20 protein-coding genes are annotated in these 21,200 nt (G+C 62.8%); 9 read left to right on the top strand and 11 right to left on the bottom strand.

Features of this window, described 5'->3' with window-relative positions:
* Window positions 1–134: 134 nt before the first annotated feature.
* Window positions 135–620, bottom strand: a complete 486-nt coding sequence (locus tag P3T16_RS29915; protein ID WP_429344996.1) for an OsmC family protein — start codon at window positions 618–620, stop codon at window positions 135–137.
* Window positions 621–662: 42 nt separating this feature from the next.
* On the bottom strand, window positions 663–1,595 hold the full coding sequence (locus P3T16_RS29910) for a 2-hydroxyacid dehydrogenase (RefSeq protein ID WP_429344995.1): 933 nt from the start codon (window positions 1,593–1,595) through the stop codon (window positions 663–665).
* Window positions 1,596–1,812: 217 nt separating this feature from the next.
* On the opposite strand from P3T16_RS29910, the gene P3T16_RS29905 reads away from it, so the two are divergent.
* The 5 genes from P3T16_RS29905 (at window position 1,813) to P3T16_RS29885 (ending at window position 5,260) form a co-directional block, all read left to right on the top strand.
* Complete coding sequence (locus tag P3T16_RS29905) at window positions 1,813–2,136, top strand: ArsR/SmtB family transcription factor (RefSeq protein WP_429344994.1); 324 nt, start codon at window positions 1,813–1,815, stop codon at window positions 2,134–2,136.
* Window positions 2,137–2,173: 37 nt separating this feature from the next.
* Window positions 2,174–2,581, top strand: coding sequence for a hypothetical protein (locus tag P3T16_RS29900; RefSeq protein ID WP_429344993.1), 408 nt, complete (start codon window positions 2,174–2,176; stop codon window positions 2,579–2,581).
* Window positions 2,582–2,603: 22 nt separating this feature from the next.
* Window positions 2,604–3,041 carry an SRPBCC family protein gene (locus P3T16_RS29895; protein ID WP_429344992.1) on the top strand — a complete coding sequence of 146 codons (438 nt, stop codon included), beginning with the start codon at window positions 2,604–2,606 and terminating at the stop codon, window positions 3,039–3,041.
* 240 nt (window positions 3,042–3,281) lie between these two features.
* On the top strand, window positions 3,282–4,772 hold the full coding sequence (locus P3T16_RS29890; protein WP_429344991.1) for a diguanylate cyclase domain-containing protein: 1,491 nt from the start codon (window positions 3,282–3,284) through the stop codon (window positions 4,770–4,772).
* Window positions 4,773–4,858: 86 nt separating this feature from the next.
* Window positions 4,859–5,260 (top strand): VOC family protein, encoded by a 402-nt coding sequence (locus tag P3T16_RS29885; protein ID WP_429257307.1) that lies wholly within the window; start codon window positions 4,859–4,861, stop codon window positions 5,258–5,260.
* 79 nt (window positions 5,261–5,339) lie between these two features.
* On the opposite strand, the gene P3T16_RS29880 is transcribed toward P3T16_RS29885, so the two are convergent.
* Window positions 5,340–6,320, bottom strand: a complete 981-nt coding sequence (locus P3T16_RS29880) for an AraC family transcriptional regulator (RefSeq protein WP_429344990.1) — start codon at window positions 6,318–6,320, stop codon at window positions 5,340–5,342.
* 242 nt (window positions 6,321–6,562) lie between these two features.
* Here P3T16_RS29880 and P3T16_RS29875 point away from each other — a divergent pair, with 242 nt between their 5' ends.
* Together P3T16_RS29875 and P3T16_RS29870 are read left to right on the top strand one after the other, a co-directional pair.
* Complete coding sequence (locus P3T16_RS29875) at window positions 6,563–7,615, top strand: NAD(P)-dependent alcohol dehydrogenase (RefSeq protein WP_429257305.1); 1,053 nt, start codon at window positions 6,563–6,565, stop codon at window positions 7,613–7,615.
* A 330-nt stretch (window positions 7,616–7,945) separates the two neighbouring features.
* A complete protein-coding gene (locus tag P3T16_RS29870) occupies window positions 7,946–8,911 on the top strand; it encodes a LysR substrate-binding domain-containing protein (RefSeq protein WP_429344989.1) in 966 nt (321 codons plus the stop codon).
* Between the two features lie 124 nt (window positions 8,912–9,035).
* Here the strand turns inward: P3T16_RS29870 and zwf are convergent, their stop codons facing one another.
* The 5 genes from zwf to P3T16_RS29845 form a co-directional block, all read right to left on the bottom strand.
* Entirely contained in the window at window positions 9,036–10,511 is a 1,476-nt protein-coding gene (zwf, locus tag P3T16_RS29865) for a glucose-6-phosphate dehydrogenase (protein WP_429257303.1), read from the bottom strand.
* A gap of 166 nt (window positions 10,512–10,677) precedes the next feature.
* Window positions 10,678–11,601, bottom strand: a complete 924-nt coding sequence (gene lhpI / locus P3T16_RS29860; RefSeq protein ID WP_429344988.1) for a bifunctional Delta(1)-pyrroline-2-carboxylate/Delta(1)-piperideine-2-carboxylate reductase — start codon at window positions 11,599–11,601, stop codon at window positions 10,678–10,680.
* 37 nt (window positions 11,602–11,638) lie between these two features.
* On the bottom strand, window positions 11,639–12,646 hold the full coding sequence (lhpH, locus tag P3T16_RS29855) for a trans-3-hydroxy-L-proline dehydratase (RefSeq protein ID WP_429257301.1): 1,008 nt from the start codon (window positions 12,644–12,646) through the stop codon (window positions 11,639–11,641).
* Window positions 12,647–12,742: 96 nt separating this feature from the next.
* The gene (locus P3T16_RS29850; protein ID WP_429344987.1) at window positions 12,743–13,846 is read right to left on the bottom strand and encodes a potassium channel family protein; all 1,104 of its coding nucleotides are present in this window, start codon (window positions 13,844–13,846) and stop codon (window positions 12,743–12,745) included.
* Window positions 13,847–13,990: 144 nt separating this feature from the next.
* A complete protein-coding gene (locus P3T16_RS29845) occupies window positions 13,991–14,635 on the bottom strand; it encodes a C39 family peptidase (RefSeq protein WP_429344986.1) in 645 nt (214 codons plus the stop codon).
* Window positions 14,636–14,800: 165 nt separating this feature from the next.
* Here P3T16_RS29845 and P3T16_RS29840 point away from each other — a divergent pair, with 165 nt between their 5' ends.
* Complete coding sequence (locus P3T16_RS29840) at window positions 14,801–15,931, top strand: porin (RefSeq protein ID WP_429344985.1); 1,131 nt, start codon at window positions 14,801–14,803, stop codon at window positions 15,929–15,931.
* Window positions 15,932–16,031: 100 nt separating this feature from the next.
* Here P3T16_RS29840 and P3T16_RS29835 read toward each other — a convergent pair whose 3' ends face one another.
* Complete coding sequence (locus P3T16_RS29835) at window positions 16,032–17,372, bottom strand: NAD(P)/FAD-dependent oxidoreductase (RefSeq protein WP_429344984.1); 1,341 nt, start codon at window positions 17,370–17,372, stop codon at window positions 16,032–16,034.
* A gap of 466 nt (window positions 17,373–17,838) precedes the next feature.
* Between P3T16_RS29835 and P3T16_RS29830 the strand changes: the two genes are divergently transcribed.
* Complete coding sequence (locus P3T16_RS29830; RefSeq protein ID WP_429257296.1) at window positions 17,839–18,693, top strand: helix-turn-helix domain-containing protein; 855 nt, start codon at window positions 17,839–17,841, stop codon at window positions 18,691–18,693.
* 21 nt (window positions 18,694–18,714) lie between these two features.
* On the opposite strand, the gene P3T16_RS29825 is transcribed toward P3T16_RS29830, so the two are convergent.
* Window positions 18,715–20,583 (bottom strand): ATP-binding response regulator, encoded by a 1,869-nt coding sequence (locus P3T16_RS29825; protein WP_429344983.1) that lies wholly within the window; start codon window positions 20,581–20,583, stop codon window positions 18,715–18,717.
* Entirely contained in the window at window positions 20,553–21,026 is a 474-nt protein-coding gene (locus P3T16_RS29820; protein WP_429345000.1) for a molybdopterin-dependent oxidoreductase, read from the bottom strand. Before P3T16_RS29820 ends, P3T16_RS29825 begins: the two co-directional genes overlap by 31 nt.
* Window positions 21,027–21,200: the final 174 nt, after the last annotated feature.

Genomic DNA, 21,200 nt, shown 5'->3' with positions numbered 1-21,200 from the left:
CAGTTCGCTCTCGTCGGCGCGTGGTCATTCGACCGGCGATTCAGCTTTGGTAAGAGACATTGAGACGGCCGAGCGTCGAGCGGCAGAGAAGGGTCCGAAAGTGAGCGTTCGATATCCACCGAAGCGAGCGCTAGTCAATTCACGCCCGCGCGATACGTCCAGCTCCCCTCCACCTCAATCATCGTCTTTACCGAATTCGCCAGAAAGCAGGCGTCATGTGCGGCGTGGTGCAGATGATGCAACGCGTCGTCGGTGGGCATCTTCTCGCCCGTGAACGTAACGAGCGGCTTTAGCACCACACGCGTGACAACTTCCTTGCCTTCGTCATTCTTCGCCATCGTGCCTTCCGCTTCATCGCGATACGCGGCAACCGCATAACCTTCCTGCGCCGCGATCGACAGAAACCACAGCATGTGACAGCTCGACAGCGCAGCGACGTAAGCCTCTTCCGGATCGACCGCTGCCGGATCAGAAAACGGCACACGCACAACATGCGGCGAACTCGACGCAGGCACGACGGCACCGCCATCGAACGTCCAGCGATGCGCGCGACTATAGCGATTGTCGGTAAATTTGCTGCCGTTACCGTTCCATTCGACGACTGCGGTATGTGACGCCATGAGCGTAATTCCCAAGGTCAGAAAATCGTAGTGCCAGCACTATCAGATCGGCGTCAGCACAGCCTCACCCGCGAAATGACACGTGGCGTTTTCGATGAAATTTTTAACCGCCGCCGCCACCGCTTCCGGTGAAGTCCCGCCGACATGGGGTGTCAACACGACGTTGGTCAACGCTAGCAACGCCTGCGGCGGATGCGGCTCGCCCTCGTAAACATCGAGCCCGGCGCCTGCAATAGCGCCGTCCTTCAACGCAGCGGCCAGCGCCGCCGTATCGACCACGCTACCGCGCGAGACATTCACCAGAAAGCCCGACGACCCCAGCGCATCGAGCACGGTTTTATCGACCAGATGATGCGTCGACGCGCCACCCGGCGTCGCAACGACAAGATAGTCGCTCCATTGCGCGAGCGACCGTACGTTATCGAAGTAACGGCTCGTCGTGCCGTCACGCGGCTTGCGGTTGTGATAGCCGACCTCAAGATCGAAGCCGGCCGCGCGCCGCGCTACCTTCTGTCCGATGTTGCCAAGGCCGATGATGCCAAGCCGCTTGCCGGAGACCGTCGGGCGCATCGGCAATGCGTCGCGCCATACGCCGCTGCGTGTCGCGAGATCGCGCTGCGGCACGTCGCGCACCGTCGCAAGCAGCAACGCAAACGCGTGATCAGCGACGCAATCGTCATTGGTGCCCGCGCCGTTCACAAGCGCGATACCGCGTGCCCGCGCATGATCGATGGCGATGTTTTCGTAACCCGCGCCCAACGCGCTAACGAACTCGAGTTGCGGCAAGGCGTCGATTTCATCAGCGGTCAAACCCGTCGTCCCGTTAGTCAGCACGGCATGGATCGTGTGGCCGTGACTAGCCATAGCCTCGGCGCGTTTCGTGGAAGTGGGCGCGTAGATGAGATCGAACGATGCGGAGATATCCGCGTGACTGTCCTCGTTGAGAGGAATCAGGACCAGCAAGGAAGGCTTCATGACCCGGCGGAGATTCTGGTTGAACGACGCTGGTTGAGAAGGCTGCGGCAGGCGAAGTATACCTGCCTGCCCTCCGTTTCGCCCGCACTTCCGCGAGCGTGCCCGACGAAGGTTGAGGTCACAAACATACGCCGCGCGGGCGCATCAACACGCATTGACAACCCATAACCCACCAGCTATGATTCGAATCAATAGCTCTCAGGTTATGGATTTAGTCATGCAAACCGGCTTCGACAACCTGTTCACCGCGCTCTCTGATCCAACCCGGCGTGGCATCTTCGAAGGCCTGGCGCGCGATGGCGAGCAGACGGTGCGCGCGCTCACCGAACGCGCCGGCATCTCGCAACCGGCGGTCTCGAAGCATCTGGTCGTGCTGAAACAGGCCGGCCTCGTTTGCTACCGGCGCAGCGGCCGCGAGACGCACTACAGCGCGGAACTCAAAGGCCTTGCGCCGCTCATCGACTGGATGGCGCTTTACGGTTCCCTCTGGAACCAGCACTTCGACAAGCTCGAATCCCTGTTGAACCGGATGGACCAGTAGACATCCTCGACACTCTGACAAGAAGGAGCTTCGCCCCATGCTGAGCGTGAATAGCTACGACAAAAAATACGTCGACGACTGCCGTGCGAAGGTGAACCAGCTTCTGTCGACCTTCCACGACGTGCTGTCGGCAAAGCCGCCGGCCTCCATCAAGGCGTTCGAGCCGCATCTCTTCAACCACATGGTGCTGGCGCTGAACGACTACTTCTGTCACCGCGCACGCGCCATGGAAGGCAAGGATGGCAATCCGCTCAACGAGGTCCGCATTCTGGCGAACTCGGTTGCGAGCGCCGACGGCACGTTCCAGCTCGACAGGACAATCCGCTATGACCCGGCGAAATCCGTACTGGGTTACGCGGTCGGCGATGCGGTCGGTCTGAGCGCAGACGATTTCTCCCGCCTTTCCAGCGCGTTCTTCGATGAAATCGAACGCAAATTTCCTTGAGTGATCTCACATCGAACCAGCCATGAACACCTCCACTACTGCCACGCGCTCGCTGGTCGTCGAGCGCCAGATACCCCACCCGCCGGAAAAGGTCTGGCGCGCCCTGACGCAAAGCCACCTCATCGAAGACTGGTTGATGCAGAACGATTTTCAACCGGTTGTCGGCCATACCTTCACGCTTCGCGCCACGGCCATGGCGCACTGGAACGGCGTCACCGATTGCGAAGTGCTGGCTGTCGAACCTGAAAGGCTTCTTTCCTATAGCTGGAATTCGTCCGGCGAAGAGGCCGGACGATTGACCACCGTCGTCACCTTCACGCTGAGCGCAACGAACGACGGCACGCATCTGCGGATGGAGCAGTCCGGCTTCTCGCCAGACCATGAGCAAAACTATCAGGGCGCCCGTTACGGCTGGCAAAAATTCCTCGGCGAACTGGAGCGGGTGGTTACCGGGCTCTGAAACGTTGAATGACTGCCGTGGCGCGTGGTCGCCCGGCAGTACCTGCCCGTCGCGCATATCTGGCGCCTCGCACTGCGTGGACCGATCACGCAATGACCTCAGCCAAACCCCGTCAAGCATGGCCTGCACGGACTTTCGCCGGGCCTGCGGCCGCGCCGCAAACTGAAACCCCACTCCCCCTGCTTTCTGGCGACTCCGAACTCGTCTTAAAATAGTCGCACTATCGACTACGGATGCGTCATGCCGGATAACCTCAGTATGCAAGGTGGATTGCGCGACCGTCCGCTCGTCAGCGACGACACCGAAATGTTCGAACTGGCGCCGGTCTCGCTGTGGCTCGAGGATTTCAGCGGCGTGCAGGCGCTGCTCGAAGAATGGAAGGCAGGAGGCGTCACTAACCTGCGCGCGTTTTTCGCGGAAGATATCTCGCGCGTGGCGCAGTGCTCGTCGCGCATCCGGGTCATCAAGGTGAACCGGCGGACATTGACGCAATTCGAGGCTGCGGACCTGAGCGTGCTGACCGACAACCTCGGCAGCGTGTTTCGCGACGACATGCTGAAAACGCACATCGAAGAATTGTGCCAGCTGTGGGACGGCCAGACGCACTTCGTCAGCAAGACGGTCAATTACACGCTCGGCGGCCGGCGGCTCGATGTGCTCGTGAAAGGCAACGTCTTGCCGGGTCATGAGGCGCGCCTCGACCGCGTGCTCGTTGCCGTCGAAGACATTACCGAACTCGAAGGCGCGCGGCACCGTATCGTTGAAGGCGAACTGTATGCGCGCGGGCTGTTCGAACATTCGCCGGTGTCGCTGTGGGTCGAGGATTTCAGCGCGGTCAAACGTCTGCTCGATGGGGCACGCGCAGCGGGTATTGTCGATTTCCGCGTGTTCACCGATGTGCATCCTGAGTTCGTCGAGCGCTGCATGCAGGAAATTCACGTGATCGACGTGAACCAGCACACGCTCGACATGTTTTCGGCGCCCGACAAGAAAACGCTGCTCGCGCGCCTGCAGGATGTGTTCCGCGACGACATGCGCCCGCATTTTCGCGAGCAGCTGATCGACCTGTGGGACAACAAGCTGTTCCAGCAGCGCGAAGTGCTCAACTATTCGCTGGAAGGCAACGAACTGCACGTGCATCTGCAGTTCTCCGTGCTGCCTGGCCACGAACGCAACTGGGACCTCGTGCTCGTCGCGCTGACGGATATCACCGCGCGCAAGAAGGCGGAGGCGTACCTCGAATTCCTCGGCAAGCACGACGTGCTGACGAAGCTGCGCAACCGGTCGTTCTATGTAGATGAACTGAACCGTCTCGAACGCAAGGGTCCGTTCCCCGTGACGGTCATCATGGCAGACCTTAACGGCCTGAAGCGCGTCAACGACCAGCTCGGCCACGCAGCCGGCGATGCGTTGCTGCGCCGCGCGGGCGAAGTACTCGCGAAAGCGCTCGAAACGCCGTTTCACGCAGCACGTATCGGCGGCGACGAATTCGCGATCCTGTTACCGGGCACCGATGAACGCGGCGGCACGGCGATGATCGAAACGATCCGGCAACTCGTCGAGCTGAATAACCAGTTCTATCCGGGCTCGACGCTGAGTTTCTCGATGGGCGCGGCGACGTGCCAGCAGAGCGAGCGACTCGAAGCCGCAGTGCAGCGCGCCGATCTGTTGATGTACGAAGAGAAACGCGCGCACTATGCAATCCAGGTGAGCAATATGGGTAATGCCTGAGCGGTGAGCCAGTTGTCGAATCATGCTGGTACCGGTGTTACCTGCTTGCAATTGACCCGCGCCGCGACCACAGGAAGTCAATCCATATGCTGTCCCACGTGTTTATCGGCATCACTCAATTTGACCGCGCGTTCAGCTTCTATTCCGCGCTCATGGGTGAACTCGACCTGCACCTGAAGTTTCGCGACGATGCAAGGCCTTGGGCCGGCTGGGTGTCCGCCGACGCACCACGTCCGCTCTTTCTGATCGGCGCGCCGTACGATGGTCAGCCTGCGACGTGCGGCAACGGCGCGATGATCGCCCTGCTTGCGAAAGATCGCGCGACGGTTGATCGCGCGCACGCCGTCGCGCTTGCGCATGGCGGTGTCTGCGAAGGACCGCCCGGTTTGCGGCCTGAGTATCACGCACACTACTACGGCGCCTACTTTCGCGATTCCGAAGGCAACAAGCTGTGCGTCTGCTGTCATGATGCGCCCGCGCTGACGTAGGCGTTTATCCGGGCAAAACGGGGTAAAACGCGCGCTCAAGGCGTCGCGTTACAGGTGCAGCTGCGTAACGTGATGCGCCCTACGCCGCCGTCACATGGCGCATAGCCGGCGGCGGCACACGCGGCGGTGGAACATCGAAGGTCGTGCGCACGCGTCGCACTTCTTCAATCGGACTGCAGCCAAACAGCCGCTTGAACTCACGGCTGAACTGCGACGCGCTTTCATACCCGACGCGTGCCGCCGCCGCGCCCGCGTTCAGATTGTCCTGCACCATCAGCAGACGCGCGTGATGCAGGCGTGTCGCCTTCACGTACTGCATCGGCGACGTCGACGTAACCTGCTTGAACTGAGCATGAAACACCGCGAGGCTCATGCCGGCTTCGCGCGCGAGCATGTCGACGTCGAGATCGCCCTGGTAATCCGCGTGGATCAGCCGGAGCGCTTTCGCGATGCGGCCAAAATGATGCTGATGTGTCAACGCTGCGCGCAGCGCGTCGCCCTGCTCGCTTTTCAGCACGCGATAGAAAATCTCCCGCACGATCGACGGCCCGAGAATGCGCGCGTCGAGCGGCGACACAAGCGCTTCCAGCAGACGCAGCACCGCGTCGCTCAACGGCTGGTCAAGCGCAGTCGAATAAATCCCTTTCGGTTCGATCTGCCGCGTGCCGCGCGTATCGTTCAACGCCATCAGCAGCTCGGCGATCGTCGTCAGATCCACGCGAATCTTGATCGCCAGCAACGGCTCTTCTTCGCTGGCCTCTGTCTCGCTCTCGAACGGCAGCGGCACCGACAGCACGAGGAACTGCTGCGCGTCGTAGACGAATACATCGTCGCCGAGGTAGCCGCGCTTACGCCCCTGGCACACGATAACGACGCACGGTTCGTACATCACCGGCATACGCGGAATCGGCCGGTTCGAACGCATGAAGCTCACGCCTTCGAGGCATGAGTGCGTGTAGCCCTCCGCGGGCGCGAGCGTGCCGAGCAGCCCGACCATGTGCTTCTGCGCGGGGCTGATAAATCCGCCGCAGGTGGCGGTTGCCGGTTGGGTCATGTCCATGACGGTGCCTGTTGGGGTCAGTCTGGCGGGTTCGATGCCCGTCAGGAGGATAAGGCTTGAAATCTAGCACCATTCCACGGGCAATGCGCGCGTCCAGGAGAATCGGGCAAACCTTCAAGATAATCAGGTCTATCCCCGAGTGACGGCGAGTCCTACGATGGGAACCCTGCCGGCACGTCCGGCACCGCATCCGCGTTCCCCACGACACTCGCTGTCGCACACTCATTTTTGCTGGAGGTCCCGTGAACAAGACTCATGCCTACGCCGCACTCGACGCCACATCGAAGCTCGCCCCGTTCGAACTTCAGCGGCGCGCCCTGCGCGACCATGACGTCCAGATGGACGTGCTGTTTTGCGGGGTGTGCCACTCCGACCTGCATACGGCGCGCAATGAATGGAAGAACACCGTCTACCCAGCCGTTCCCGGCCACGAGATCGTCGGCCGCGTGACGGCGGTGGGTCCGCAGGTGTCGAACTACAAGGTCGGCGATCTGGTTGGCGTCGGCTGCCTCGTCGATTCGTGTCGCACGTGCCCGAGTTGCAAGGAAGGCCTCGAACAGTATTGCGAAGTCGGCTTTGTCGGCACGTATAACGGTCAGGATCGTGAGACCGGCGAGTACACCTACGGCGGCTATTCGACGGCGATCGTCGTCGATGAAGCCTTCGTGCTGAGCGTACCGAAGAACCTTGATCCTGCCGGCGTCGCGCCGTTGCTTTGTGCAGGCATTACCACGTATTCACCGCTGCGCCAGTGGGGCGCGGGCCCCGGCAAGAAGGTCGGCATCGTGGGCCTGGGCGGCCTCGGCCACATGGGCGTGAAGATCGCGCATGCGATGGGCGCACACGTCGTGCTGTTCACGACATCGACGTCGAAAGTGGAAGACGCGAAGCGTCTCGGCGCAGATGAAGTGGTGATCTCGAAGAACCCGGAAGAAATGGCAGCGCATGCGAACAGCTTCGATTTCATCCTCAACACGGTGGCCGCGCAGCACGACCTGAACCCGTTCATCAACCTGCTTAAACGCGACGGCACGATGACGCTGGTCGGCGCACCGGAGCACGATCATCCGTCGCCGCAGGTGTTCAACCTGATCTTCAAGCGCCGGCGTCTTGCGGGCTCGCTGATCGGCGGCATCGCGGAAACGCAGGAGATGCTCGACTTCTGCGGTGAGCACGGCATCACGTCCGACATCGAGATGATTCCGATGCAGAAGATCAACGACGCGTATGAACGTATGCTGAAGAGCGATGTGAAATATCGCTTTGTGATCGATATGGATTCGCTGCGGCAGTAACGCGCGACAGCTTTGTTGTTCAGAGGCCGCGCGGGGATGTTCCGCGCGGCCTGCTTCCTTTGCCGATCGTTTTTTGCCGTGCTGTCGTTCGTTATTGCTCGCTGCTTCGCTCTTCTGATCGACGCGATGAATGTATATCGCGGCGACGTCTTGAACACCTCAACACTGTTTCTCCTGAATCCAGGAGAAACAGGCAAATCGTTCAGAGCCTCAGCCATTCCCTGAATGGATGCTGGACCTTACGATATAAACACTGCCCGACCATCCGCATTGCGTCACACGGCTGGCCTTTGGCACGTCTCTAGTCCGTCCTTGACCAGGAGATTGTCCGTGATCGATCGTATTCAGGCGATGCGTACTTTTATCCGCATCGTAGATACCAACAGCTTTACCCGCGCGGCCCAGTCGCTTGACATCCCGCGCGCCACTGTCACCACGATTGTCCAGAACCTTGAAGCGCTGCTCGGCGTACAACTGCTCGTGCGCACGACGCGGCGTCTCAGCCTCACCGTCGAAGGCGCGGCCTATTACGAACGTTGTGCGCAGATCCTTGCCGACATCGACGAAATGGAAGCGAGCCTGCATCAGGCAACCGACAGACTCAGCGGCCGTCTGCGCGTCGAGATGCCAGGCGCGGTAGCAACCGCGCTCGTGCTGCCCGCGCTCGATGATTTTCATACGCGCTATCCGAATGTCGATCTTACGATCGGTGTGAGCAATCGCGCGGTGGATCTCGTCGGCGAGGCCGTGGATTGCAGCATCCAGCTCGGCGAATTGCCGGATTCGGGTCTGGCCGCGCGTCGGCTCGGCACGATCGAACACGTCACGTGCGCGAGCCCTGCGTATCTCGAACGCTACGGCATGCCGGTGAGCCTCGACGAATTCGACAACCACGTCGCGGTCAATTGCATGTCGGCGCATAGCGGCCGCGCGGTGGATTTCGATTTCGAGGTCGGCGGCAAGGCACTCAACGTGAAGGTCAACGGCTTCGTGAAGGTGACCGACGAGCAGGCGTATCTGACCTGCGGCCTGCGTGGACTCGGCATGATCCAGCCCGCACGGATCGCCGCGCAGCCGTATCTCGACTCCGGCCAGTTGCGCGAAGTCCTGCCGCAATGGAAGCCGACGCCGATGTCCGTTTCAGTGGCGTATGTGAAGAACCGTCAGGTGTCGCCGCGCGTGCGTGCGTTCGTCGACTGGCTCGCGGAGCTTTTCGAGCGCACGGAGCACGTGAGCCAGGATATGTCGCGCGTCCGGCAGCTGTTGCGCGGTCTGCACCCGGACGAGGTTAGATGAAGGACGCGAGGTGGCCGCGAACGGCGGCTCACCTGGGGCGCCAATAATGTTGCATGAGCGGGGGGAGACAAAGAACCAGCCACTGGACCGTCGCACACGCAAACAGTCCAGCGTTTGCCTCACGTTACGACTCTTCCGACCACGCGTTATTTTCACGCGCCATCAACGCCGACGATGAAGCCGGCCCGAACGTCCCTGCCGTGTAGTTACGCGGCTTGTCGCCCGAGCGTTTCCAGCCTTCGATAATCGGCTCGACCCATGCCCACGCGGCTTCGAGTTCATCGCGTCGCATGAAGTGCGTGAGGCGTCCGCGGATCACGTCGATCAGGAGACGCTCATACGCTTCCGCGCGACGTTCGGTGAAGGCCTGCTCCAGATCGAGATTCAGGTTCACCGGCAGCATTTTCAGACCGCTACCCGGTTCTTTCGCAAGCATCTGCAACTGGATCGACTCGGCCGGCTGCAGCTGGATCACGAGCCGGTTGCCGTAATTGCGCGGCCCGGCCGGAATGATCGAGAACGGCAGATCGGCGAACTCGATGACGATCTCCGACACCTTCTTCTGCATCCGCTTGCCGGTGCGCAGGTAAAACGGCACATTCGCCCAGCGCCAGTTGTTGATATGCGCACGCAATGCGACGAAGGTTTCCGCGCGGCTGTCGGCCGGCACGTTGTCTTCCTGCAGATAGCCCTTCACCGGTTCCCCACCCACAGCGCCCGCGGTGTACTGGCCACGCACCGTATCGCGTGCGATGTCTTCGTCGGTCATGCGACGCAGCGAGCGCAGCACCTTCAACTTTTCGTCACGCACCGCATCCGGGTCGAGCGATACCGGCGGCTCCATGGCCACAATGCACAGTAGCTGCAGCAAGTGGTTCTGCACCATGTCGCGCAGTGCGCCGGTTTCGTCGTAGAAGCCCGCGCGGCTGCCCACGCCGACGTTCTCGGCCACGGTGATCTGCACGCTCTTGATGTAGGGCGCCTGCCACAGCGGCCCGAAAATCGCGTTGCCGAAGCGCAGCACCATCAGGTTCTGGACGGTTTCCTTGCCGAGATAATGGTCGATACGATAGATCTGCGTTTCCGCGAAATGCTGCCCGACCGAGTTGTTGATCGCCTGCGCCGAAGCCAGATCGTGACCCAGCGGCTTTTCGAGCACGACGCGCGAATGTTCGTCGACAAGGCCGACGGCTGCGAGGTTGTCGCAGATCGTCGTGAACAGATTCGGTGCGGTCGCGAGATAGAACACGCGACGCACGCCCGGACGCGAGGCTTCCGCGAGACGCGCGTAGTCGGCGGCCGAATCGACGTCGATGCGCACGTATTCGAACAGCGCCAGGAATTTGTCCCACGACGCCGCGTCGAGCGCCTTATGTTCGACGAACGGCTTCGAATGTTCTTCCATGAACGCGAGGTATTCGTCACGCGTCCAGTTCTTGCGGCCGATCGCCAGGATGCGCGTACCGGCAGGCAGGTTGCAGTGCTGATGCGCCATGTACAGCGCTGGCAACAGCTTGCGGGCCGACAGATCGCCGCCGCCCCCGAAGATGATCATGTCGAGCGGCAAGTCGGGCAAGGCCTGGGTAGTCTGGGTCGTCATAGCGCAGTTGCACCAGTAAGAATGTCTGTCAGAGCCGGAAAAAGCGCAGCGTACCGGGCGTTTTTTCGCGAACGCCTATGGTGCAACGTTTTGAGATTGTTTGCACGCGCGGCGCGCGGCCCGTGGTTGGGGATCCACGGTTCGCACGGGCGTGCTGAATATTTTGTCAGCCGGCGCTTAACGCGGCGTGCGCCACGCGGCAGGCAGCCAGATCCCACGCCGCGCAGCCCACTGTCTTGAACACGATGGGCGTTCTGCTCGCCATCGGTGAAACCGTCGCGCGCAGTACGGAAGCGATGGCCGTCACCGCGCCCCACTCCACGCCAGCCTGGATGAAATCGCCGGCTTCGTGTTTCGCGCCCGCGAGATCGTCGACGAACAGCGTGCTGCCGAGCACCGTGCGCGCGCCGATTTCGACCGCATCCGGCGTAAAGGCGCCGACGCCGATGACGAGCCGATCCGCGCGCGGCGCCTCGTCGTAGACGGCCTGCCTGCTGGTGGTCAGCGTGATCACGACATCGACGGAATCCGGCACCTCGCCGTCCGCCAGTGGCTGCACCCGCGGCGCCGCGGCGCGATGCGCGTCGCAGAAGGCCTGCGTACGCGCGGGCGAGCTGCCGCGCACGCGGATGAGCGCGTCCGGGAACAGTTCGGTGATCGCTTCCAGATGATTCGCCGACTGCGTGCCCGCGCCGATCAGCAGAATGTCGCGCGGCGCTGCCGGCAAAAACGTCTGGATGCCGAGCATCGTCATCGCGGCCGTACGGCGGCCGGTGACCGTCGGGCCGTCGAGGATAAAGCGCGTCTCGCCCGTGTCCGCGTCGCTCGCCATGACCTGCCCGTGGATGGTCGGCAGCCCGCGGTCGCGGTTGGCCGGACACACGCTCACGAGTTTGTGAATCGCGAGGTCGGGTGCGGTGGCGGGCATCGACAGCATCACGCCGCCCGCGTTCAGCGGCACAACAAGCCGCTCAGGGCTGACGATACGGCCCTGCGCGTAATCGGATGCAGCCGTCTTCAGCGCATCGACGAGCGATGCGTAAGGCGTAAGCCGCGCGGTTTCAGCGGCGTCGAGAATGCGGGTCGTCATGCGGGATTGTTCCTTTGCATCGATGCGTGCGGCGCGCTCAGCGCACCAGGAAACCGTAGGTCAGCGGGTCGCGTTCGTCGATGATCCAGTTCGCGAAGCCGCAGATGTACGCCTCGCCAGCAATCTCCGGAATCACGGCATCAAAGCGGTCGAGTTTCGTTTCTGCGAGCACACGTCCGCGAAAAATCGTGCCGATCACCGATTCGTTGACGAGCGTCTCATCCTTGCCCAGCTGGCCGCGCAGATAGAGTTGCGCGACGCGTCCGCCCGTGCCGGAGCCGGTCGGCGAGCGATCCACTTCGCGATCTGCGAATACGCAGCAGTTCGCCTGCGTCGAACTCGCGTGACGCGGTTCGTTATCGATGATCGTGCCGTAGATGTGGTTGATTTCGGGGATATGCGGATGCTCGACCTTGAATGCATCGTTCGCCGCGCGCTTCACTTCCGCGCCGAACTGGATCAGTCGCTCGACTTCCGCTTCACGCACGGCCAGCCCGAACGGCTTGCCCGACGTGTAGAAATAAAACGCACCGCCGAACGCGATATCGCCGGTGACTTCGCCGAATGACGGCGTGGTGACGGTCACGTCGCGCTGCCAGATGAACGACGGCACGTTGACAAAGCGCACGCCGCCCGCGTGATCGCCGTCCCATTCGACGAATGCCTCGATGAAGCCGCATGGCGCGTCGATGCCGACGCGCGTTTCCGGCTCCGTGCGTTCGATCCAGCCGAGCGAGACGGCTGCTGTCGCGAGTGCGATCACGCCGTGACCGCAGTGATCGCTGTAGCCCTCGTTGTGAACGAAGATGATGCCGAAGTCAGCGCCTTCGCTGACCGGCTCGGTCAGATAGCCGCCGTACATGTCCGCGTGGCCGCGCGGCTCGAACATCAGCGCGCGACGTAGCGGTTCGCCATGTTCCTTGAGCCACGTACGGCGCTCGACGATGGTCTTGCCGGGAATTTTGGGCAGTCCGCTTGTGACGATCCGGAACGGTTCGCCGCCGGTATGGACTTCAACGGTGCTGATCACGCGATTCAACTTCATGATGCGACGGCACTCCTCTTTGCGATCAACGCCTGTCCAGCTGTCATCCTGTTCGCCTCCATGCTGTTATATCGATGCGCTATAGAACCTGTTGCTTCAACCCTTCGAATCGCCCGGCGGGCGGTTCGACTGGATCACGAACAGCAGATCGCCGGCCTCGATCGGACACGGCGGATCTTCGTAAAAAGAGCGCACACGCCCATCGCGCGCGAGACCGATCACCAGCGCGCCGGGTACGGCGTTGCTCGGGCAGCCGACCTCGTGCGGTGCTGCGACCCGCTCCACCAGATTCACCCGGCCCCGCGACGACAGCAGATCGTTGACGAACGGCACGATGTAAGTGCTCTCCACCGCGTCGGCCATCAGCAGACCGCCGATCTTCGTCGACGAAATGATGACGTCAGCGCCGGCCTGACGCAATTGCCGCTGGAAAGTCTGCTCCTGGATGCGCACGACGATCTTCGTTTCCGGCGCCACGCTGCGCACGGTTAGCGTCAGCAGGATCGCGGTCGCGTCTTCCTGCACCGCGATGATGACGGCTTTCGCGAGACGCGTCTGCACCTGCTGCAGCAGATCTTCGCGCGACGGATCGCCGAGCAGCCCGGCCACACCGAGCGCGGTCGCAGCTTCGAGCGCGGATTGCTGTGGATCGATCACGACGATCGAATCCGGATCGACGCCGCTTTCGAGCAGTTCGCGCACCGCCACCGATCCGCTCAACCCGAAGCCGCACACGACGATGTGATCGCGCAACTGTCTTTGCAGGCGTTTCATGCGGTATTCCTCGATGACGCGTTGAATGACGAACTGGTACGCGGTGCCCAGAAAGACAAACCAGATGATGATACGGATCGGCACGACGAAGAAGGCATCGATGAGCCGCGCGCGGGCAGTGACGGGCACGATGTCGCCGTAGCCGACCGTCGCGACGGTGACCATCGTGAAGTACATCAGATCGACGATGCTGAGCGCTTCCTTCGTGGCTTCCCTGGTGGCATCGCGCAGCCCGTCGCGATCGAGATACAGCGCGGCGAACGCAAGCAGGCACAGGCCGGTGACGAGGTAGAGCCGCTGCAGGAGCATCCGTTGTGGCGATGCGGCCGGACGCGTGAACAGCGTGCGGGCACGCGGCGCCTGCCACGGGAGGCGGGCGCGGCGCGACAAACGGAAACGGGACGGCTTGCGTCGCTCTTCAGACACCCGGCGCTCCAGAACAGGGGACACCGGATTCTACGACGACTGCTGGCTCAAACGGCGAACCCGGGGCCGGATCGGCATCGCGCGCCGCAGGACATCGCCCACAACGGCCGCCGCACCAGCCTGCGCTAACCAGCGCGTGCGTCCTCAGGCCTGACCGGGGCGTGTGAGCGTCAACCCGCGCCCGGCATAGAACCGCTTCATGGTATCGAACGGCAGATACGCATCCGCCTGATAGGGCGCCACGCCCGACGGGTTGTGGAACCACACGCCACGGTCATCGCGCCCGTGCAGCAAAATCAGATGACCGCCGCGCGTTTCGTTCGGTCGATCCGGATAGCGGATTTCCGGACTCACCGACACAATCGCCAGCGTATCGGCATCGAGCCGCGACGCGATCTCTTCGATCCCGGCTTCCGGCAGCACCTCTGCCCGCAGCCCGAACGCCTCTGCCATCCACTGCGCAAACGCCCGGTAAATCAATCCGTCAACGCCGCCATCGTTGCGCATTCGATACACCCCGCGGCGCAATGCCTCGTCCAGCAACGCCGCGCGCGACGCGTGTTCAATTCCCCAGAAGTCCAGCGCGGATTCGAGGCACGTGAGCCCGCAGAGCCGCTTCGCCCAGAAGCGGTAACGCGCCGGTTCGGTAAAGCCAGTGCGGCTCCACGCGGGGTCGTCGCAGGGATCGGCGTTGTCCTCGACAATCGCGCGCACCCATTCCGGACTGCCCCATTGCGTGTAATACGGCACATCGAAATGGCGTAGTACCGGCATTGATTCCTGCTTCATTCGTCTGATTCCCGTTATTCAATAGCGGATTACCCGATATTAATCCGCTGCCGTTATTGCTCTAAGATCCCGGCCCGGATCACGGGCACGGGCGCGCGGCCACAAGCGGCGCTGCCCACCCGCCATCCACAGGCTAAAAGTAAATAAATAACCGCAGGGAACCGCATGAAAATCATTAAAACCGCTGGCGCGCTGGGTGGCGCAGTCATTGCTCTCGCTTCACAACAGGCTTTCGCACAAAGCTCCGTCACGCTGTATGGCGTCGCGGACGTGAGCGTCCGGTATCTGACGAACACCAATGCGAATAACGATAACCGCCTGTACATGACGAACGGCGCTGTCACGAACAGCCGCTGGGGCGTGAAAGGCACCGAAGACCTCGGTGGCGGCCTGAAGGCGATCTTCCGCCTCGAAAGTGGTATCAACCTGCAGGACGGCTCGTTCGCGGACAGCGGTCGTATGTTCAATCGCGCGGCGTATGTCGGCCTCGACAGCAAATACGGCACGGTCACGCTGGGTCGCCAGAAGACGCCGCTCTTCGACATCCTCGCCGATGTCTACGATCCGCTGACGGTCGGTAACTATTTCGAAAACGCGTGGCTGCCTGTAGCGCTCGGCGCGGGCCTCTACGCAGACAACGCGATCAAGTACGCGGGCACGTTCGGGGGTCTGAGCGTCGAAGCCATGTATTCGTTCGGCACGAACTACGAGTCGACGGGCCCTGGCGGCTTCTCCGGTCAGATTCCGGGCCATCTCGGCGCGGGCAACATGTACGGCCTGACGGTTTCGTATGTGATGGGGCCGCTCAGCGTGGCCGCCGGCGCCCAGCAGAACAGCGATAACTCGAACCACAAGCAGACCGTCTTCAACGCGAACATGGTCTACGCGTTCAGCACGACGAAGGTGTATGTCGGCTACCTGCATTCGAAGGACGACACGGGCTTCGTCGACAGCGTCCTCGCACAGCAGCCGCTGGTGCCTGGCGTCGATATCGTGAAGGGCTCCGGCCGCAAGGATGACGGCCCGTTCGCCGGCGTGACATGGCAGGCAACCCCGGCGCTCGCGCTGACGGGCGCGGCCTACTACGACCACATGAAGGACGCGGCCATCGGCGGCGGCCAGGTCGGCAGCGGCAACCGCTACACGTTCGTCGCACTGGCCGAATATGCGCTGTCGAAGCGCACGGAAGTCTACGGTACGGTCGACTTCAACAAGGTCTCAGGTGCGGCCGACGTCGAATTGCCGGGTCGCAGCAACCAGACCGGCGTTGCGATCGGTCTGCGCAACATCTTCTGATGGGCGCCGCGGCGCGCGCGTGCAGTTGCGGCGTGCGCGTTGCGGCAACGCAGTCCGGCTTTGTTCCGGTCGGACTGCGCGCAGGACTGCGCGTAGCTTCTCACAGCATGCTGCGCGGCCGTTTCATCGTACCGTCGATAAACCGTTGCAAGCGGAATTCGGCGAGATCAAGCGACGGCTGTCCTTCATCGATCCACTCCGCCAGCAATTTGCCGACAATCGGCCCCATCGCGAAGCCGTGGCCGCAAAAGCCCGTCGCGATCATCAGGCCGCCGACGTCCGAAGGTGCGTCGATGACGGGAATCCCGTCGGGTAGCACGTCGATCAAACCCGCCCACGCCTCGGTGATCTGGGCGTCTTTCAACACAGGAAACAGCGCCTTGAGTTTTCGCAGCGCGCGCGGCGCATGACTGCGTTCGGGCTGCGGCTGCGGATCGCGTGGATACAGCACGCGTTCGCTGTCCGGCACGCCGCCAGGCAGACGCTCGCGCAGATCGCGGAACATCGCGCCGTTCAGATGGAAACTGAATTTCTCGCGCTGCTTCCACAGCTCCGGCAAAAACCACTTCAGCGCCCGCAGATGACCGAGCGTCATGTCGACGTCGACCTGCATGTCGTCGGCGAGATTGATCATGCCGTTTGCGCGCTGACGGATGCCAAGACCGTGCCCCCAGAACGTTGACGCCGTCACCTGCGGCAGCGCGTTGGTGCGCATGCAGGTGCCGCGCACCGCCTGCTGCGGCAGTTCGAGGCCGAGCGTTTTCAGGAGCAGCCAGCTGCTCGCGCCCGCCGCGCAGATAAAGCGCGACGTGCGGATCGTGCCGCGCTCGGTCACGACGCCCGTGATCGCGCCGGCCGCACGCTCGACCGCCACGACGCCACAGCCTTCGAAAAAGCGCGCGCCGCCTTCGATCGCCCGCGCGGCGAACGCAGCCGCGACGCGGCGCGGTTCGGCCTGGCCGTCGGTCGGCGTGTAGAGACCGCCGAGCGCGGCGCCCTGCATACCGCTCACATGTTCGTCGATCTGCGCGCGGTTCAGCACGCGCGTGTCGAGCCCGTACTGTCGCGCGACGTCTGTCCATTGCTGGAACGACGTCCAGTCGCTCTCCTCGCTCGCAACGTACATGCAGCCGCCCTGCCGCCATTCCAGGTCGAAATCGAGTTCATGCTCGAGCGCTTCCCACAGACGGATGCCGGCCATCATCAACGGCACTTCGGCGGCTTCGCGTCCCTGCTGGCGCACGAAGCCCCATGCGCGCGACGACTGCTGGCCGGCGATCCGCGACTTGTCGAGCACAACCGCCTTCAGGCCACGTCGGGCGAGATAGTACGCCGCCGCGCAGCCCATGATGCCCGCGCCAGCGATCACCACGTCGGCCTCGGCAGGGAACGATTCATCGGCGCGGGTCAGGCCGGAATGCAGCGGATAGGTTGTCGTCATCGTGTGGATCAGGAGGAAAAGGCGTGCGGCGGCATCTTCGCAGGCACACCGTCCGACCGCAACACCCCGAACGCAGATCGGCGCGTTCAGACCGCTTCCGGCAACGCCAATGCCGCGCCCATGCCGCGCCGCGGCCATGCGAGCCCACAAAATCACCGGCAGTCACATTACGTTTATGCGATTTAAATACTTTCATCGGTAAAATAGCGCGCTTGCGTGCCGCTGCCGGGCGCGGCGGAAGCGCGCAAATGGCCGGAACGGACCGTTCTGCGCGGTGTCCGAGGAGAGCGGATACTCACAAGTCGTCGGGCTGGCTGGCCGACGCGCGGTCAGGCAGGTTCAGATGTTGAAATGTGCTCGTCCCGCGTGGCCGGTCGGCCCGCACCGTATTCGTGCCGGACAGTCCGTGCCCGATAACGTCCACCCTCCAGTTCCGACAACTCACATCGACGGACACGCACGCAGCATGGCCAACGAAGCAACCTCACCCGACTCCATCGCGGTCGCCGAGCGCGTCCGCGAACTGATGAGCCGGCACGGCATCGGTAAACGCCAGCAGACCACCGAGCTCTGCCGCATCCTCGATCTGAGTTTTTCGCAGGGGCACCGCAAGCTGCGCGGCAACAGCCCGTGGACGCTCTCGCAGATCAAGAAGGTCGCCGAAGCCTTCGGCGAGCCGGCAGCGCAACTGTTCGGCGCGCAGTCGCTCGATCCGGGCATGGTGGGCGCAATTGCGCAGGAAGCGGTGTTTTCCATCGGCGCGATCGAGCTTGCGTGTACCGCATGGGTCGGCGCGGCGCTCGAACCCGGCAGCCGGCCGGAGTTCATCGCGTTCTCGAAGCTCGGACAGTGGCGCGTCGTGCGTCACGACGGTGCGCTCTATCAGAACGCGTTCGAAGTCCACAAGATCGAGATCTATCCGCGTCGCGCGGAAACGGACAAGCCGCTGATCGCGGTCGTCGACGACGATCAGGCTTCCGCCGACAACCTGCGCGATTACCTGGAGCGCAGCGGCTTTGGCGCGGCCGCGTTCTATGGCCTCACCGCGTTCGCGGATGCGTTGCAGACGCAGGTGTTCGACGGCGTGGTGATCGACTGGCTGTTCGGCAGCCAGACGTCCGCTTCGGCGATCCGCACGGTGCGCGCGTCGGAAAACCCGGATGCGCCGATCTTCGTGCTGACGGGCGAACTGCTGACGGGCAAGGCGAGCGAATCGGAAATCAGCGACGTGATCCGCAATTTCGATGTCGCCTGCTACGAAAAACCGGCGCGCATGGCGATTCTCGTCGCCGATCTGTCGAAACGGTTGAACCGCCTGTAGCCAGAATCCGGCCGCCGCGCGTCACACCGTGTGACGCGCCGCCAGTGCGCGCTGCACCGCGGCGCGCAGTTCTTCATAGTGGACCGGCTTCGGCAGACAGTCGAAGAACGGCCTGGCCGGGCCGCACGCATCGGGGCCCGGCAGGTCGGCGCTGACCGCGATCACTGGCGCGTGGCCCGAAGGCACGTCCCGCGCGGCGAACGCCTCGACGAACGCATAACCATCCTTACCCGGCATCGACAGATCGAGCAGGATCACGTCGCAGCGGTGCGTATCGAGCCACGCGAGCGCGGCATCGACGGTCGCGGTCGACGCCGCGTCGCACTGCATGTGCGCGACCATCTCGCTTAGCGAGTCGCGCACCAGCGGGTTGTCGTCGACGATCAGCACCTGGGCGCGCGCGCCATCGGCTGGCGCGCGCGCAGCCACATCGGGTACTGCGGCGCCCGCCACCGGCACGACCGGGATCGCCACCCGGAACGTCGTGCCCTCGCCCACACGACTCTCGACGTGAATGCTTCCGCCAAACAGATCAACCAGCCCCTGCACGATCGAGAGGCCCATGCCCGCGCCTTCGAAGCGTCGAGCGCGTGACGCATCGAGCTGCGTGAATTCCTTGAAGATCAGCGGAATCTGTTCCTGCGGCACGCCGGCCCCGGTGTCGCTGACGAAGATCGACAGCAGCGTCGGGTCCTGCACGAGTTGCAGGCGCACGCTGCCCTTCTCGGTATAGCGGATCGCGTTGGTGACGAGGTTGTTCACGATCTGCCGGATGCGGTGCGGATCGGATTCGACGAGACCGATATAAGCGCCCGCGTCGCTCTCGAACGCGAGGCCTTTTGCACTCGCTGCGGGCGCGTTCTGGTCGGCAATCGAATTCAGCAATTCGCGCGGATCGAACTGCTCGTGTCGCAATTCAAGCCTGCCTGCACCGAGCCGCGCGTAATCGGTCAGATCCTTCATCTGCGCTTCGAGCTGTCGCGCGGCGGTTTCGAGGCGGCGGATCACCTTGCGGTCGGCTTCCGAATGAAAATTGAAGCCGAGCAGCTCGATCGACGACACGATGGCATGCAACGGCGTGCGCAGTTCGTGGCTGATCATGCCGAGGAACGTGTCCTTCGCGAGACTCGATTCACGTGCGGCGCGGCTCGCCTGATGTTCCGCGGCAAGCGCGGCATGCTGCTGGCGGATCAGGCGCGTTCTGCGATAGCCGTTCAGCACGAGCAGCACCGTCGCCGCCGACGACAGCAATAGCAGCACCATCCCCGCGGCAAACAGCAGACGCCGCTTCGCAACGAAATCGTGGTTCATCGCCTCGCGGTCATGGACATCCGCGTCACGACGGCTGAGCGCGAGATCGTTGACCTCGGGCCAGTGCGCGCGCAACGCGGCGACCACCCGGTCGACGCGCCCAGGATCGTGCTCCAGCGCCTCGATATCCGGGTCGAGCAGATCGAGCAGCGCGGCGATTTTCTGGATTTCATCTTCCTGGCGCGCAGCCAGCGCAGGGCGCGATGCGAGCATGCGCGTCGAGCCTGCCATCACATTCAGCTTCGACTGAAGCACCTGATAGCTCAACTGGACTGCCGCGTAATCACGGTCCGCGCCCGTCTGATAGAGCAGCAACTGGGTCTGGAAGCGCGTGTACGCGATCTGCAACTGCGCCGCATCCCAGTAGAAACCGTCATACGCGCCGGTCGTCTGGAGCGTGACGCGTGGATTGAGCAGGTTCGCGTAGAGAAAGTAGCCGACGGCCGCTATTGGCGGCGCAAGCGCGGTCAGCCAGATCACGACGAACAGGAACCTCCGCCACGACCGCCGGGGCGCGGGCACCTCGGAAGGCGTCGGCGGCGGCTGTTTCATTTGACGACGATCGCCTTGATCTGCCATGCGAATTTCGCGTCGCCAACGCCGCCTTCGAGTTCGGCGGGAAACGCGTCGCGCGGATAAATGAGGAACAGCGGACCGAAATCGCTGACCTTCAGACGTTTGCCATTCATGCTGTACGCGACAATCACACCGTATAGCGCCGCATCCGCCACGGGCACCGTGCAGATGTAGTCATCCAGCGTGTGGATTTCGAGCGTCGTGCCGCGTGCGCCCACCTTCGCCAGAATGTCCGACAGCGATGGCCCCGTGAAGGTGGATTTCGGCGTCCACGTCGTCGATGTCGTGATCGAATGCGCGGGCAGCGCCAGCAGTTGCGCTTCCGAAAAGTGAAAGACGGTGTGCGCGGCGTCGTTGGTCTGTGTGATCGCGCCCTTCACGTCGAGCGTCAACGGTGTGGCCGATGCGGAGCGGGCAACGACAGCCAGTGCAAGGAACGCCCACATCAGGGCTTTCGGGTAACGCATGTTTCGACGGTCCTTTTTTATAAATTCGCGGTCCCTTTGGCCACGCAACGGGTTTCCGGAACACCGGCATAATATCGCCAAACGCCGCCGGCAAAGAAATGCCCGCACCGCTACCGCACAAGGCCGACGCGCATCGCGCGCGGCCGGCCAGTC

This window comes from Paraburkholderia sp. GAS42 (genome assembly GCF_050436565.1).
GTDB lineage: Bacteria > Pseudomonadota > Gammaproteobacteria > Burkholderiales > Burkholderiaceae > Paraburkholderia.
Note: the sequence above shows the minus strand (reverse complement) of the source record. Positions and strands in the feature narration are given on the sequence as shown.